The sequence below is a fragment of the Acetobacter orientalis genome (genome assembly GCF_000963965.1).
Lineage (GTDB): Bacteria > Pseudomonadota > Alphaproteobacteria > Acetobacterales > Acetobacteraceae > Acetobacter > Acetobacter orientalis.
Genome location: NZ_BAMX01000023.1, coordinates 1 through 14,955, shown reverse-complemented (window position 1 = coordinate 14,955; position 14,955 = coordinate 1). Strand labels below are relative to the sequence as shown.

General features: G+C 53.1%; 14 protein-coding genes. 7 read left to right on the top strand and 7 right to left on the bottom strand.

Annotated features, from left to right (window positions below):
* Positions 1-194: 194 nt before the first annotated feature.
* From Abor_RS09305 to Abor_RS09295, 3 genes are all read right to left on the bottom strand, one after another.
* Complete coding sequence (locus Abor_RS09305; RefSeq protein ID WP_048841603.1) at positions 195-662, bottom strand: hypothetical protein; 468 nt, start codon at positions 660-662, stop codon at positions 195-197.
* A gap of 24 nt (positions 663-686) precedes the next feature.
* Entirely contained in the window at positions 687-1,370 is a 684-nt protein-coding gene (locus tag Abor_RS09300; protein WP_048841602.1) for a hypothetical protein, read from the bottom strand.
* A 364-nt stretch (positions 1,371-1,734) separates the two neighbouring features.
* Positions 1,735-2,307, bottom strand: coding sequence for a cob(I)yrinic acid a,c-diamide adenosyltransferase (locus Abor_RS09295; RefSeq protein ID WP_048841608.1), 573 nt, complete (start codon positions 2,305-2,307; stop codon positions 1,735-1,737).
* A gap of 95 nt (positions 2,308-2,402) precedes the next feature.
* On the opposite strand from Abor_RS09295, the gene Abor_RS09290 reads away from it, so the two are divergent.
* Positions 2,403-2,792, top strand: coding sequence for a DUF423 domain-containing protein (locus Abor_RS09290; protein WP_084594474.1), 390 nt, complete (start codon positions 2,403-2,405; stop codon positions 2,790-2,792).
* Positions 2,789-3,718: an SAM-dependent methyltransferase gene (locus Abor_RS09285; RefSeq protein WP_048841601.1), complete on the top strand. Its 930-nt coding sequence runs from the start codon at positions 2,789-2,791 to the stop codon at positions 3,716-3,718. The genes Abor_RS09290 and Abor_RS09285 overlap by 4 nt, the downstream gene beginning before the upstream one ends.
* A gap of 33 nt (positions 3,719-3,751) precedes the next feature.
* Here Abor_RS09285 and Abor_RS09280 read toward each other — a convergent pair whose 3' ends face one another.
* A complete protein-coding gene (locus tag Abor_RS09280; RefSeq protein ID WP_048841600.1) occupies positions 3,752-4,051 on the bottom strand; it encodes a hypothetical protein in 300 nt (99 codons plus the stop codon).
* Positions 4,052-4,078: 27 nt separating this feature from the next.
* A complete protein-coding gene (locus Abor_RS09275; protein ID WP_048841599.1) occupies positions 4,079-4,687 on the bottom strand; it encodes a hypothetical protein in 609 nt (202 codons plus the stop codon).
* Here Abor_RS09275 and Abor_RS09270 point away from each other — a divergent pair.
* Both Abor_RS09270 and Abor_RS09265 read left to right on the top strand, forming a co-directional pair.
* A complete protein-coding gene (locus Abor_RS09270; RefSeq protein ID WP_197719562.1) occupies positions 4,686-4,937 on the top strand; it encodes a DUF1653 domain-containing protein in 252 nt (83 codons plus the stop codon). The genes Abor_RS09275 and Abor_RS09270 overlap by 2 nt on opposite strands.
* 152 nt (positions 4,938-5,089) lie before the next feature.
* Entirely contained in the window at positions 5,090-5,539 is a 450-nt protein-coding gene (locus Abor_RS09265) for a CHRD domain-containing protein (RefSeq protein WP_048841598.1), read from the top strand.
* Positions 5,540-5,637: 98 nt separating this feature from the next.
* On the opposite strand, the gene acs is transcribed toward Abor_RS09265, so the two are convergent.
* Positions 5,638-7,560: an acetate--CoA ligase gene (gene acs / locus Abor_RS09260; RefSeq protein WP_052946413.1), complete on the bottom strand. Its 1,923-nt coding sequence runs from the start codon at positions 7,558-7,560 to the stop codon at positions 5,638-5,640.
* A gap of 224 nt (positions 7,561-7,784) precedes the next feature.
* A complete protein-coding gene (locus Abor_RS09255) occupies positions 7,785-8,237 on the bottom strand; it encodes a hypothetical protein (RefSeq protein WP_048841597.1) in 453 nt (150 codons plus the stop codon).
* Between the two features lie 572 nt (positions 8,238-8,809).
* On the opposite strand from Abor_RS09255, the gene Abor_RS09250 reads away from it, so the two are divergent.
* The 3 genes from Abor_RS09250 to Abor_RS09240 all read left to right on the top strand — a co-directional run bounded on the left by Abor_RS09250 (position 8,810) and on the right by Abor_RS09240 (position 14,744).
* Positions 8,810-9,514, top strand: a complete 705-nt coding sequence (locus Abor_RS09250; protein WP_048841595.1) for a GntR family transcriptional regulator — start codon at positions 8,810-8,812, stop codon at positions 9,512-9,514.
* A 313-nt stretch (positions 9,515-9,827) separates the two neighbouring features.
* A complete protein-coding gene (gene putA, locus Abor_RS09245; protein ID WP_048841604.1) occupies positions 9,828-13,463 on the top strand; it encodes a bifunctional proline dehydrogenase/L-glutamate gamma-semialdehyde dehydrogenase PutA in 3,636 nt (1,211 codons plus the stop codon).
* Positions 13,464-14,060: 597 nt separating this feature from the next.
* Complete coding sequence (locus Abor_RS09240) at positions 14,061-14,744, top strand: YoaK family protein (protein ID WP_048841594.1); 684 nt, start codon at positions 14,061-14,063, stop codon at positions 14,742-14,744.
* Positions 14,745-14,955 lie beyond the last annotated feature (211 nt).

Genomic DNA, 14,955 nt, shown 5'->3' with positions numbered 1-14,955 from the left:
TATTAGGGTATTAGGGTATTAGGGTATTAGGGTATTAGGGTATTTTAAATAATATTTTGTGATACAGAAATTTTATAAAAAATAGATTTTTTGCAAAATAATCTTCTGCAAATAGCCCGCATCAAGCTGCTTTCAAAACTGTGTCGTGAGGCAGCTTTTATTTACGCAGACTATAATATGCAGCTTTTAAAAATTTACTTATTCCGAGAAAAAAAATCCATTTCCGGGCGTTTGAGCGTGTAAAGCTGTATCCCTAAACAGGGCAACAAAATAAGAGTGAGATCTACCCCGCCCAGCACCATAGCCCCAAGGGTGAAAACAGGAGCCAAACGGCGCTCTACCTGTGCAGCATCTGGCGTTGCCGCAGCCAACACAGAGCACAGCCCACCAACACCAATGCACAGTGCTGCAAAGGCAGCCTGAAACGGATGGCGCAAAACGTTAGGGGTCATGCCGCCCATAACACTGTCGAGAGAAGACATATCTGACGACCAGCCAGCCAAACCAAACAAAAAGGTAAAGGGCAGCACCAGAACGCTGAAAATATCTTTCAGTAATAAAAGAAAACTAATGACCAGCGGTGGCAGCAGCACAAAGGCTACCCCCACCGCGGCATTCACAACCAAAAAAACCAAAGCGGGTGTTACAGGCGTATTTTTCATCTGCACAACCCTACAGAGAGTTGATTAGTCTTTCCACCATTTTACGGGCTGCGGCTCACCGTCTTCTAGGTCTTCCACTTCAACCAATTCAATGTCTTTTGGTTCTTCAAGGGGCCGAATACGCGGGCGGCCACGCGGTTTGGCTTCCAGCTTTTTAAGCAGTTCCTGCGCTTCTTCTTCTTTTTGTGCCAACTCACGCTGTACACTACGCAGTGCACGGGCCTGCTCGCTTAATTCAGCGTCACGCTCAAGCAGTTTCGCTTTAAGCTCACGCACCATCAGGTCTGCATGTACCTGCCTGGTTTCCATGCTTTTGCAGGTTTGCTGTAAAGCTTCAAGCTGGCGCTCAACGTCTTCGGCATGCAGTTTTTCATCTGCCAACTGCCTACGAATTTTAGAAACCTCTCCATTTTCTTCATCAGAAAAATGAACAGCGCGTGATGTGCTAAAGGTTTTTGGTACAGCCAGTGTACGCGGCGTGGTGCGGGCTAAAGAATGTTTTTCAACCTGCACATCACCATCTTTTACAAAGCGGCGGCGTTTACCCTGCATTGGGTCAGAAGCCGGGCGGGAGGCTGACTGCTGCGGCCGCGCACGCCCTCCCGATGCTCCCATACGTTCTAACGCATTCCGCAAAGACGCTTCTTCGAATGCTTCGTCCTGACTTTTTTCAGCCACTGGTGTTGAAAAAAAGGATGGTGTCTTCATGAACTCGGAAGTCACTCTGGTTTATACTTTCCTGATACAGCAAGTATTCCCGGCTTGGCCTGCAACTGGCACCCCCAGCACAAAGCAGGGAGAAAACCTAAATTATTGACAGACCGCCTAATTCTGCCCGCGGGCAGTGAAAATGGGAACCTTAACATGTCATAAGATTGTGAAATTTAAGTGAAATACAACATACGCGGCACATGTGTTCTATTCCGCTTAGTGTTCTAGCATACCCTTTTATACTTTCCAACCGTCTATACCCGCAGAAAAGCGCCTTTTCCTCATAAAAAAGGCAATCCAGCCCCCACAAAGGCTCGGGGCTGGGTGGGCGTGCGGGTTTTAAAAACGCTAGAAATGCCTTTTATTTTCTATTTTTACCGGGCACCCACAGCACATCTGCCTGCCCGTTATTATTAAAATAGCGACTTAATACAAAAAAATAATCTGAAAGCCTGTTAAGTATTTTCAACAAAACAGGATTGATCTGTTCTGTTTGTGCCAACTCTACAAAGCGCCGCTCTGTCGCCCGGGTTTGTGTTCTGGCTTTATGCGCCCATGCAGCTTGCAAGCTACCGCCGGGCAGCACAAAACTGGTTAAAGGAAGTTGTGCGCTTTGCAGGCTTTCTATGCGTTCCTCAAGCCAAAGCACATGCTCCTGTACAACATGCATGGCCCCTTCACGCCGGGTTGGTTCTGGCTGGCATATATCTGCCCCCATATCAAACAACAGGTTTTGTAGGGTCATAAGTACTGCACTCACCCGTGCATCATCCATACAATGGGCACGCAGCAAGCCAACTGTTGCGTTTAGTTCATCTAATGCGCCTATGGCTTCAATCCGGGCACTATGTTTAAAAACGCGGCTGCCATCCCCTAGCGATGTTTGGCCGGTATCGCCCCCACGGGTTACAACGCGGTCTATTCTTATACTCATACTTGCTTGCCTTTTTGTGCTTGGGGCTGCGTCTTGCCCGCATATGTAACCGTTTTCTATTTCCGCAAGAGAAAGGTTCCGTTTATACAAGGGCCATGACCCTCAACACCTGCTTTATCCCCCGTTTGTGGCGCATCTGCGGAGCCTTACTGGCTGCCAGTGGCACAATTATGGGCGCTCTTACCGCACACTTGCCCGATACCCGCTTTGCACAAGGCGGCCGCGCCATGGCCCATAACGCCATGGAAGTGCAAATGTGGCATGCTCTGGCTCTTGTCGTGCTTGGCCTTACCCTAACCCAACGCCCCACCCGGCTTTTAGCGGCGGGTGGGTGCGGCCTGTTGCTGGGCACGCTCCTTTTTTGCGGCGGTGTCTATTACACAGCCTTTACTGGCCAACATGCAGCCCATATTGCCCCCACCGGTGGGAGCCTGCTTATTGTGTCTTGGTGTGTCTTAGCTGCAAGTTGGGCCAAACGCGCATGAGCACTCTTTCTTTTAAAAGCGCATGGCTTGCCCCAGAAGGGCTTGAAAGCGTTATGGAGCAAGACCTAAACCGGCGCGGCATTACCATTGAGCGTTGGCATGGGCGCTTGGCACTTTCCAGCCAAGACAGTGTTTATTGCCCTTGGGCGCTCGATATCTGGCACCAGCCAGAGGTGGTAGAGATTACCTCCATTCGCCACGCGGCAGAAACATTGCGGGCCATTCAACGCAACTGGAGCCTCTACGCAGTAGACTGCTTTAGGCGCGCAAGCCTTATTCAAGAACGCCTGCCCCCCGTTAAAGCAGCGCCTCTTGTGTTCCCCACCGTGCCGCCAAGCAGCCCTTTGGGGGCATGGACATTACTAGACGCGGGCACGCTGTTATTTTCTGCCACAAAATCCAGCCCGTTTGTAAACGGCACACCAGAATTTGTAGAAGACCGCATAGGCCCGCCTTCACGCGCTTATTTAAAACTATGGGAAGCCTGCACCCGCCTTGGCTATTGGCCCCAACCCGGTGAGCAATGCCTAGACCTAGGGGCAACCCCCGGTGGCTGGACATGGGCTATAGCCAAACTTGGCAGCACCGTCACTGCGGTAGACCGTGCACCGCTAGACCCAAAAGTGGCGGCAATGCCTACCGTGCAGTTTCACCAAGGCAGCGCGTTTGGGCTTGAGCCAGAGACTCTACCAGAAGCTGACTGGGTTTTTTCAGATATTATTGCCTACCCCAAACGCCTGCTCGCCCTTGCTACACGCTGGGTAAACTCTGGGCGCACAAAACACCTTGTCTTGACAGTGAAATTTCAAGGCGAGACAGACCACGAAACCGTAGCGGCGTTTGAAGCCATACCCGGTGGCCACTTAGCCCATTTGGCACAAAATAAACACGAGCTTACATTTTTCTGGCACCAACCAGCAGACTAGCAAAAAGCCCGGCCACTACGCACGCGGCTTTTTTCAGGAGCGCCGCAACAGGCGCTCCGCTAGTTTTACACTACCAACGGCCACCACAAAACACACCAGCATAAGCGCAATAGCCACCCATTGCTGCTTTTGCGCTACGCCATCAACAGCTAAAAACTGCAAGACAGACTTACCAACCTGCCCGCCGGTTACGTGGTCTAACCATGGTAAGGCCGTTAAGCCCCCCCGCATTAAGACAATAAGCAAAACCGTAAGGGCAACAGTTGCCACCGTTTTTACTGCTGTGCGCTTCAAACTCTCTGCTGGTAAAGAAGGGGGCGTATTGCTGTGCATGGGCTCTTCCGTATTTGAGTGGGTTGCTTACTGCCCAGTATGCAACCTTTCTTGGCGCATTTCAGCCTGATGTTTTTTAATAGATGTTTTAAACCCCGGCAGGTCGGTTGCTGCCAGCGTGTCTTGATACGCACCATTTTTCCAAACCCAGCGGTCAGACGTATCAACCAAAATATCACGCAGGCCTTCGTGCTTGGTGGGCAGCAGGCTAATAGGCCCGCTGACAGCGTCCAGAATTTTTGTCCAACCTTTTGCGTCTTTTAAATAGACATCGGTTGAGCAGCCAGCAGAGCCACACAGGCTGGCGGCCTGCACTTGCACAAATAAAGCTATGTTCTTACCCTCATCAGACAGAGGGGCAGAGCCTATAAGCAGCAAAGGGGTTTCGTGGTGGCGGGCGGCGGCGGCCATATCATCACTATTGAGTTTACGGGCTTCGGCCTCTAACGCGCTGCCGGGCTGGTTGGTCATAATAACCGGGTCTGCATTTTGAGTGAGCGGCACTTTTGTGCTTTTTGCCTGTGCGGGCGCGCCAACACCCCCAGCCAGAGCTAGGCCAGAAAATACAGCACCCAGCATAAAAGACCGGTTGAAGGTTGAAAGCCCCACGCAAGCTATGGAAAACTTAATACCCATGACATCTCACCTTCAAAATACATCCGATACCGCCATGCCAGAGCACCCACGCCCCGGCCTGTACCGCCATTATAAAGGCGGACTGTATACCGTTCTCTGTGTTGGGCGCCACAGCGAAACCGAAGAATGGCTTGTCACCTACAAAAGCGAAGCCTTGGGCAGCTACTGGGTACGCCCCCTTGCCATGTGGCAAGAAGAGGTTAATGGCACCCCGCGCTTTGCTTATATAGGCCAAGAAACCCTTAGCTAACACCCGCATAAGCGAGTGTGTTCACTCTTGGCACCCAACACTTCATAAGCACGAACAAACAAGTGTGTGATAAAAATAATAAGGAACCTCTTAACAGAGAGCACGTTTGGAACAGCGTAGACAAACTATACTCTCTATTTCAGGAGGTTTTCATGTTTTCAAAACAAAAAATTACTTTAAGTGCGGCTCTACTTACTGGTGCACTAGCTTTTGCACCTGCCCTTTCTCATGCAGAGACAATTTCGGCTGAGGGGCATTTTGCTCCACAAAAGGCTGTCGCCGCACAGGCAACAGGCGGGGCACGTGCAACACTTGAAACGCGCAATAATGCCCTAAGTTACACCATTACATGGAATAACCTGAGCGGCCCGGTTGTTGGGGCAGAACTGCTTTCTGCAAAATCTCTCAGCGACCCGGCAGCACACGGCCTGCCTCTTAATGGCCCCTTCACCACCCCACTCTCTGGTACTGTTACACTGAGTGCAGACCAGATTCAGGACTTCCGTGACGGTAAGCTCTATGTAAGCCTTGGCACCGCAGCCCACCCCCATGGTGAGGTACGGGCACAGCTTAGCCCTGTGGCTGCACCAGCTGCAAACTAAAGGGGCAACACAGTCTTAAACGCCTTGTTTAAGACCATGCCACACATAAAAAAGGGGCACCTTATTAGGGTGCCCCTTTTTCTGTAACGAGCTAAAAACTAGGCTTGCGCTTTAACCAGCGCAATAAGCTCATCTACAATATCTGGGTCTGCAAGGGTTGAGAGATCACCCAAGCCGTCCAGATCATGAGCAGCAATTTTACGCAACAGGCGGCGTACTATTTTGCCGGAGCGTGTTTTGGGCAAATCGCTCACAACGTAAATTTTTTCTGGCACGGCATAACGCCCCACCCCGGCCGCTACGGCACGGTTTACGGCATCTGGGTGAAACACCCCTTGCTCACGCGGCACCACAAACACGACGAGCCCCTGCCCTTTTAGGTCGTGGGGTATGCCAACGGCAGCACTTTCTACAACTTCGTGGTCGGTGGCTATGGCATCTTCAATTTCTGCGGTGCCAATGCGGTGGCCAGAGACATTCACCACATCATCAACGCGGCCAGTAATCCAGTAATAGCCATCAGCCTCGCGCCGCGCACCATCGCCTGTAAAGTAATAACCGGGGCAAGTGGTAAAGTAAGTTTGTTTAAACCGCGCATGGTCTTGCCAAATGCTTTGCGCTTGGCCCGGCCATGAGCGCGCCATGCACAACAAGCCCTCTCCAGCCCCTTGCACTACCGCACTTTGTGTATCCAGCAACGTGGCTTCAACACCCGGCAAAGGCAAAGAGGCTGCACCGGCGCGCGGCACCACACTATTGGCCGCAGCGGTAATCATAACCCCACCGGTTTCGGTTTGCCACCATGTGTCCACCACGGCGCAACGGCCTTTGCCCACCTCATCATGGAACCAGTGCCAGGCTTCTGGGCTAATTGGCTCACCCACCGTGCCCAAAATACGCAGGCTCTCAAGCGAGCGGCTGCGCACCACGGCCTCATCTTCACGCATGGCGGCACGCACTACCGTGGGCGAGGTGTAAAAAACGGTCACGCCGTTACGGTCTATCACGTCCCACCAGCGGCCCGGCTGCGGCCAAGACGGTAGGCCTTCATACACCATAATAGTGCCACCATTAGCCAGTGGGCCATACACCACATAGGTGTGCCCCGTAATCCAGCTTATGTCGGCCGTACACCAAAAAATATCGGTCGGTTTATGGTCAAACACGACGGCGTGGGTAAAGCTGGCCCATACCATGTAACCGCCCGTACCATGCACCAGCCCTTTGGGCCGCCCCGTGCTGCCCGAGGTATAAAGCAAAAAGAGCGGGTCTTGCGCCTGCATAGGCTCGGCTGGGCAAGTGGGGAGCTCCTGCGCGACTTCGTGCGCGTAGTTAAGATCTCGCTCGGCCTGCATGGGTACATCTGCCCCAGTAACGGGCACCACCAACACATGCTTAACCCGGCTGGCGTCTGCACAGCGTTGCAAAGCGGCATCCATGGTTTCTTTGCTCGGAATACGCTTTTCACCACGGCGGGCCACGTCGGCAGTTAGTACCAATACAGCACCACTATCGCTCAAACGCTCAGCCAAGCCTTCGGGCGAGAAACCACCAAACAACACCACATGAATAGCGCCAATACGGGCGCAGGCCAGCATGGCAATAACACCCTCTGCCACCATGGGCAGATGAATGGCCACACAGTCACCCTTTTTAACGCCAAGCCTGCGCATAACATTAGCCAAGCGGCATACCCGCTCGTGTAGTACGCGGTAAGACAGCACCTCGCGCTGGCCTTCGTCCTGGCCTTCCCAAATCAGGGCTGTTTTATCTGGCTGGGTTTGCAGGTGCCTATCAAGGCAGCTTTCAGAGGCATTCAGCACGCCACCGGCGTACCAATCTATAACCACATCGCCCGTAAAATCTGAGCGGGAGGCAGCTTGCGGGAAAGTTTGCCACGTAAGACGTTGCGCTTGTTGTAGCCAGAAAGCCTCAGGCTCCTGCTGTGCTTTAAGCACCATGTCACAATATTGTCCGGTTGGCTTTGCTGCCTGACCGGGGGCTACAAACGCTTCTGGCACGCTGTCCCACCTTTCCTGTTACATAACCCCGACATCTTACACGCAGGGCACGCAACGGCTTTGTCACATTAGCGCCACAATGGAAAGGCACGTTACGACACTTCAACATATTAAAAGTTGTTTATTATAACACCAAAAGGCCGGCCCCAAAGAGACCGACCTGACCAAAAACCACCCCCTTAGCGCTTGGCAAGGGGGCTAATCTGTTTGGTTTGGTATACTGCTTAAAGAGCAGCCTTGGCGCGTGCCAAAACAGCTTGGCAGGTTTTCTGGCGCACAGAAACGCTAGACGTTGCGATAGAATATGTCTGACCATTTACCTGCAACTGGCCTGCTGTACCACGTGCGTAGTACATGTTGCCTTCTTGCCCATCAGGCACGGCATTGGTCTTTTTGTTATAGGCCTGCAACACTTTAAAGGCATCATCATAGTCTGGCACGTAGTTGCCTTCGGTGCAGAAGTTCAGCAGACCGCCAACTTCAATGGGGTTAACGCTCCCCACATAGCCAGACAAATCTGTGTTGCTCAGGATAGCGGTTTTTGCACCAGCTTCTGCCTGCTCTCCCCCTTTGGAAACCGGGGCCGGGGTATCAGCCGCATGAGCAAAAACAGGCGCAGCCGCCAGCATAGTTGTAACAGCAAGTGCTGACAGAGCACGGACAGAAAATAGTTTCATTCAGAATCTCCCTCGCGGAATATTGCGCCAAACTGCCCCGCAAAATACGCAAAGATCAAGCCAGCCCACCGCGCATGCTGAGCATGGCAGCCCCCAGATAACACTCACTTTTTTCTTTTATAGGCCAGTTTTGGCACCCTGTTTTGTCATAACAAGCGCGCACATTGCCCCCCTACGGCCCCTTATTATAAAGCCAAACACCCTTGGCCACACCGCTTTTTATAACGGGGCGCCGCTCAAAACGTTTTGATGGCATAAGCGTTTTCTGTGTTAAGGCCTTTCAGGCAGGCATGCGCTTTACCTCTCTTAAGGTACAGGCCTGTATGCCCCTTGCAATGTACAGTGGTGCATTGGGCACCCCCAAAACTCTACGCCCCTCTACCGCGTTAAAACACAGCTCCCTCACGCGATAGTGACCGGCCTTTTTACGCTTGGCGGGCACGCCCGCTACCACTTTGCCACCATGGCTGCTTAAGCACCCTGCGTACAACTGCCCCTTGGCATGGGCCGCAACTGCTCTCTATGATAACCAAACGACACGAATCCGAAACGAACTGGAGCCCGTTGCCCCTATGTTGCCTGCACGCCTTTTTCATGAAACGGAGTTTGCAGGCCACGGCACAGCATCTGAAACCATTTGCCTAGCCCTACGCAGCGCCATTTTGGAAGACATGCTGGCCCCCGGGCAGCCCCTGCCCCAATCTGAGCTTGCAGCAGGGTTTGGTGTTAGCATTATACCCGTGCGCGAGGCCCTAAAACACCTTGAGGCTGAAGGGTTGGTGGCTTTTTTACCCAATAAGGGTGCCACCGTTATGGGCATGGAAGAATCAGACGTGCTCGAATATTCACAAATTCGCGCCTTGTTAGAAGAACAAGCCGCCGGTTACGCCGTGCAAAACATGAACCGCGTACACTTAGCCCGCATAGAAGACGCCTACGAAGCCTTTGTAGAAGGCGTAAGTGGTCCCAACGGCCCTGTTAAATCTGGCGCGCTTAATCGGGCCTTTCATAACGCTATTTACGCAGCAGCAGACAAACCCCGCCTGCTCGAAATGATAGACGACCTCCATGTGCGCCTAGACCGCTATATTCGTGGGCACTTACGTATAGAAGGGCGTAAAACCACGACAGATTGTGAGCATCTGGCTATTCTTAACGCTTGCCGCGCTAAAGATGCCCCTTTAGCAGCCAAACTGACTCGGCTGCATATTCTGGACGCGGCTGAAATCTCTCTTGAAATTTTTCGCCAAAAGCAAAAGCAGCGCGTTGGAAAATAACGCCTAGCCCCGCCAACCTGGAAAATTTTATCATTTTTAAAATGCCTTAAAGGCAATCAGGCTCTGCTCTTATTTTAAGCAGAGCACTGTCTTTTTCCTTTATTTTCAATTTCATACCCTTGCCCTGCGCCTGTGCAAAAAAACAGGGCAATACCCCCTGCATAAACGGCTGCCTGCGCAGATAATATATGATCTTGATAATCATATATTATCATGCCAAGGACGAAAAATCGTTATGTCGGCAAAACTTCCTGACCACCCCTAAAAGGCCTCAGGGCATGCCGCACCACCACTCATGCCGGAAGAAAAGCCTATGTCGCTTCGTGACACATTCGCCCCTGCGTTTTCGTCTCGTTCTGCTTTACGCCAAGCTATTATTGAGGCTTTCCGGCAACCTGAGGCCGAGTGCGTCAACGCCCTCACCCCGGCAGCAACCCTGAGCGCAAGCGAAAGCAGCGCAACAACTGCCCTTGCTACCCGCCTAACAGAAGCACTCCGGGCAGACCGTAAGCCGGGCTTGGTTGAAACGCTGGTGCAGGAGTTCTCGCTCTCCTCAGCCGAAGGTGTGGCCCTGATGTGCCTTGCTGAAGCGCTTTTGCGTATTCCAGACACCGCCACACGAGACGCTCTTATTCAAGACAAAATTGGTGATGGAGACTGGCTGGCCCATGTCTCACGCGACCGGCCCTTATTTGCCAATGCTGCCGCATGGGGCCTTGCCCTAACCGGCGGCCTTGTAGCCGAGCGCGACGAGAAAAACCTGACAGCAACCCTGCTCGAATTTGTAGGCCGCAGCAGCAAGCCGGTTATTCGTAAAGCAGTCGATGCCGCCATGCGTATGATGGGCGAGCAGTTTGTGCTGGGCGAAACCATTGAGCAGGCACGTAAAAACAGCGCCAAGCTAGAAGAGATTGGCTTTGCCTATTCCTACGACATGCTGGGCGAAGCCGCCTTTACCGCGCAAGATGCCGAGCGTTACCGCCAAGACTATATTAACGCCATTCATGCCATTGGCCGCAGTGCTACTGGCAAAAATGTATATGACCGCCCCGGTATTTCCATAAAACTCTCAGCACTTCACCCCCGCTATGTACGGGCACAGCGCGACCGCGTTATGACCGAACTGCTGGCTGTAGTGCAGGAGCTAACCCTGCTGGCACGCGGGTACGATATTGGCATTAATATTGATGCCGAAGAAACCGAACGCCTCGACCTATCGCTCGATTTGTTAGAAGAACTCTGCCACACCCCCGGCCTAGAAGGCTGGAATGGTATTGGCTTTGTGGTGCAGGCTTACGGCAAACGCTGCCCCTATGTGCTGGACTATATTATTGACCTCGCGCGCCGCAGCAACCGCCGCCTTATGGTACGCCTTGTTAAAGGCGCCTACTGGGACAGCGAAATTAAAAAAGCACAAATTGAAGGCTTGTCTGACTTCCCGGTTTATACCCGCAAATGCCATACAGACATCAGCTACCTTGCCTGTGCGCGTAAACTGCTTGCCGCGCGTGATGTTATTTTTCCGCAGTTTGCAACCCATAACGCCCGTACACTGGCCAGCATTTACACTCTGGCCGGTGAAAAATTTGAGGTTGGGTCTTACGAGTTCCAATGCCTGCACGGCATGGGCGAACCCCTTTACAAACAAGTTGTTGGTGCCGCCAAACTTGGCCGCCCAGCCCGTATTTACGCACCCGTTGGCACGCACGAAACCTTGCTGGCTTACCTTGTACGCCGCCTGCTTGAAAACGGTGCAAACTCCTCTTTCGTGAACCAGATCGGGGATGAAGCCATTCCTGTTTCTGCACTGGTAGAAGACCCGCTAGACGTAGCCCGTGGCTTTACCCCTTACGGCGGCCCACATACAGAAATTCGTAAACCAGCAGACCTGTTTTCTCCAGAGCGACGCAATTCAGCTGGCACAGACCTAGCAGATGACCGCGTGCTGTCTAACCTTGCCGCAGGCATTGAAAAAGCCCCAAAAAGCTGGACAGCAACCCCACTGGTAGCCGGGCAAAAACCCTCAGGCAAAGCGCAGCCTGTTACCAACCCGGCAGACCGGGCCGATAACGTGGGCACAGTTGTGCTTGCCACCCCGGCTCTGGTTACAAAAGCCGTAAGTGCCGCAGAAAAAGCAAAGGCTGACTGGGCCAAAACCGAACCCGCCCAGCGGGCCGCCATTTTGGAAAAAGCCGCAGACCTGCTTGAAGCCCGGCAGGATGAACTGCTGACACTCCTCTCCCGCGAAGCTGGTAAATCTCTCCCCAATGGTATTGCCGAAGTGCGAGAGGCCGTAGACTTTCTGCGCTATTACGGGGCCATAGCACGGCGTGACTATACCAACAGCACGCATACGCCGCTGGGTACGGTTGTGTGCATCAGCCCATGGAACTTCCCGCTGGCCATTTTTACCGGCCAAATTGCCGCAGCCTTGGCAGCTGGCAACGTGGTGCTTGCCAAACCGGCTGAAGAAACACCCCTTATTGCAGCCCTTGCCGTAACCCTGCTGCACGACGCAGGCGTGCCAGAGGCCGCCCTGCAACTCTTAACGGGTGAAGGCGACATTGGGGCCGCTCTGGTTGGTGATGAGCGCGTATCTGGCGTTATGTTCACTGGTTCTACCATGGTGGCACAACTCATTAACCGCCAGCTTGAAACCCGCCGCACGCATACCGGCCAGCCAGTACCCTTTATTGCCGAAACTGGCGGCCAAAACGCCATGATTGTGGATTCCTCTGCCCTAGCAGAACAGGTGGTGGCCGATGTTGTGGCCTCTGCTTTTGATAGCGCAGGCCAACGGTGCTCTGCCCTACGCCTGCTATGCGTGCAAGAAGACTGCGCAGACCGTGTGCTAACCATGCTGCGCGGTGCCATGCGTGAGCTAAAACTTGGCAACCCAGCCCAGCTCTCTACCGATGTGGGGCCAGTTATTACCGCAGAAGCAGCTGAGGGTATTGCGAAACACATAGACACCTTCCGCGCTAAAAAGGCGGCTGTTTATGCGCTACCTGTGCCAGAAACCTGCGCTAATGGCAGCTTTGTACCCCCCACCCTGATTGAAGTTAGCTCTGTGCGGGAAATGGGGGCTGAGGTGTTTGGCCCTGTGCTGCATGTGCTGCGTTATGAGCGTAAAAACTTAAACCAGCTCTTGGCAGACATTAACGCCACTGGCTACGGCCTAACCTTTGGCCTGCACACCCGCATTGAAAGCACTGTGCAGCATGTGCTGTCCCACATTGAGGCAGGGAACCTGTATGTTAACCGCAACACCATTGGTGCTGTTGTAGGCGTGCAGCCCTTTGGTGGGCGCGGTTTATCTGGCACTGGCCCAAAAGCTGGTGGCCCGCTTATTATGCGCCGCCTGCTGGCCCAAGCCCCAGCCGTGGCCCCATTGGTTGAAGGCAGCGTACCAGAAGCCATGACCATTTGGACAGACTGGCTACGCGGGCAAGGTGAAAGTGCAAACGTACAAACAGCCGTAGCGTTAACCCGTACACCACTTGTTGGTGGCACCTGCACCCTGCCCGGCCCAGTGGGGGAGACAAACCTGTATAAACTGGCACCACGGGGTAATATTCTGTGTATTCCAGCCACAAAAGCAGGGTTGTATGACCAGATTTCATTAGTACTTTCTGGCGGCAATACAGCGCTTGTTCTAGCTCATGACTCTTTGGGGGGCTGGTATAGCCGCCTACCCGCCACCGTGCAGCGCAAAGTTGTGCTGGTACACAGCGCAACCGAAAAACCCTGCGCCATTGTGCTAAGCGAACGCGACGACGAAGCCTTTGCCTGCGCCCGCAAGGCGCTGGCCGCTGGTAACTACCCCATTGCCTCTGCTTGGGTAACAGGCGACAGCCTACCCCCGGCTGAATGTGTGTTAGAGGAGCAGTCTGTCAGCATTAACACCACAGCCGCAGGTGGTAATGCCAGCCTAATGACACTGGCATAAGCACCATACTCTAACGCCTATTTTGCAAAGTTTACTGCACCACTCTGGCTTCTTGCCATTTGAAACCAGAGTGACCTCTTTCTTAGTAGCTCTTGCACATAGAGGGGCAGCACAACGCGGCCCCTTTTTTAATGCGCTCACAATGCTTGAAGTATGCCGCTTTATTTTTGGGGCCTGAGCGTGCTGCCCTTTACCCCAATGCAGCAGCCTTATGGTTGTAAGAGGCTATTTCAAAAACTATTTTGCGAGGTTTGAAATGTTTTTTTGAACCTAGCAAGAATGCCTCTTTGCCTGAACACAGCATTCTTGTGGCTTTAAAGCGACCGCTTGCAACCGTAAAAACAGAGAGCAATGCCTCCAATCTAACTTTTTAAAACCGCCTCTTGCTTGCCTCTACAGCTGTAGAACACCTAACCCGCCCTCAACTCTACAGTGTTGAAATAGCCCCACTAAGACACTCCGTGTAGCAATATTCCAAATGCTCTTTGCGTCTGGCGCATAGGCGCTTTGCCGCAAAACTCACACAAACGTGTCAGAAAATGATAAGAGACCACCCCTTCCGTTTTTCGTTTACTCTTAAAAAGCAATGGAGCCCCCATGAACGCCCGCGCAGGACATGACCCCAGACTAGTGGCCGCCATTATTTTGGTGACCATGGCCATGGGCATGCTCGACGCTATTTCGTTGCTGCATCTTAAAATTTTTGCGGGCTACATGACCGCAACCGTGCTGCTTATGGCCGTGCATATTGCCACCTCTGAAACCATTGTGCTTTCAGGGTTTGAGGCAATTGGCTTTTACTTGTTGGGTGCGCTTACCGGTGGCCGCCTAACCCGGCGCGACCGCACAGTACGCTACGCCGTGGGCGATATTTTGTTTCGGGTTGGTTTGCTGGTGGGCTTAACCGCCCTTGTTTGGGCCGCCAACCCACCGGGGCGCACTTTTATAACCTTGGGTTTACTGGCCTTTGCCATGGGCATGCAAACCTCTGCCACACGGCACGCCAAAGTAGCAGATATGAGCCTGCCTGCCGCTACCATGCTCCTGCATGGGTTAGCCCATAACAGCCCGTTTGCTGGGGGCCGCAACCCCGGCACATGGCGTAGGCTGGCTGCTATTGGCAGCTTGTTTGTGGGCGCAGTTATTGGCACGCTGGTTTCTAGCCACAGCATTTCTGGTGGCATTGCTGTGGCAGGCGTTACTATTTTAAGCGCAGGCGCACTGCTCTACCTACGCGAGCATAAATTTTTGCACCGTTTTGATAACCTGACCGTGCACTAACTAAGCGCTCTGCATACACCCGCCCTAAACGAGCACATAGTTTAGGGAGGTTCTTAGGGGCTGCTTCGCAAACTAGCGAGAGCGGTCAGACCCCGCCACTTACCCGAGCAAGCATTACCTCTGTGCTCCATCACAGCAGCAGACGCTGTAAGTAAGCACCCCCAGTCGCCCACACCCCAACTGCCCTGTGCCCTGTGCCCTGTGCCCTGTG

Excerpts from the sequence above, each read along its gene's own strand:
- Abor_RS09270 (WP_197719562.1), top strand. The coding sequence starts at position 4,686 with ATGACATCTCACCTTCAAAATACATCCGATACCGCCATGCCAGAGCAC.
- Abor_RS09265 (WP_048841598.1), top strand. The coding sequence starts at position 5,090 with ATGTTTTCAAAACAAAAAATTACTTTAAGTGCGGCTCTACTTACTGGT.
- putA (WP_048841604.1), top strand. The coding sequence starts at position 9,828 with ATGTCGCTTCGTGACACATTCGCCCCTGCGTTTTCGTCTCGTTCTGCT.
- Abor_RS09290 (WP_084594474.1), top strand. The coding sequence starts at position 2,403 with ATGACCCTCAACACCTGCTTTATCCCCCGTTTGTGGCGCATCTGCGGA.
- Abor_RS09250 (WP_048841595.1), top strand. The coding sequence starts at position 8,810 with ATGTTGCCTGCACGCCTTTTTCATGAAACGGAGTTTGCAGGCCACGGC.
- Abor_RS09305 (WP_048841603.1), bottom strand. The coding sequence starts at position 662 with ATGAAAAATACGCCTGTAACACCCGCTTTGGTTTTTTTGGTTGTGAAT.
- Abor_RS09255 (WP_048841597.1), bottom strand. The coding sequence starts at position 8,237 with ATGAAACTATTTTCTGTCCGTGCTCTGTCAGCACTTGCTGTTACAACT.
- Abor_RS09300 (WP_048841602.1), bottom strand. The coding sequence starts at position 1,370 with ATGAAGACACCATCCTTTTTTTCAACACCAGTGGCTGAAAAAAGTCAG.
- Abor_RS09285 (WP_048841601.1), top strand. The coding sequence starts at position 2,789 with ATGAGCACTCTTTCTTTTAAAAGCGCATGGCTTGCCCCAGAAGGGCTT.
- Abor_RS09280 (WP_048841600.1), bottom strand. The coding sequence starts at position 4,051 with ATGCACAGCAATACGCCCCCTTCTTTACCAGCAGAGAGTTTGAAGCGC.
- Abor_RS09295 (WP_048841608.1), bottom strand. The coding sequence starts at position 2,307 with ATGAGTATAAGAATAGACCGCGTTGTAACCCGTGGGGGCGATACCGGC.
- Abor_RS09275 (WP_048841599.1), bottom strand. The coding sequence starts at position 4,687 with ATGGGTATTAAGTTTTCCATAGCTTGCGTGGGGCTTTCAACCTTCAAC.
- Abor_RS09240 (WP_048841594.1), top strand. The coding sequence starts at position 14,061 with ATGAACGCCCGCGCAGGACATGACCCCAGACTAGTGGCCGCCATTATT.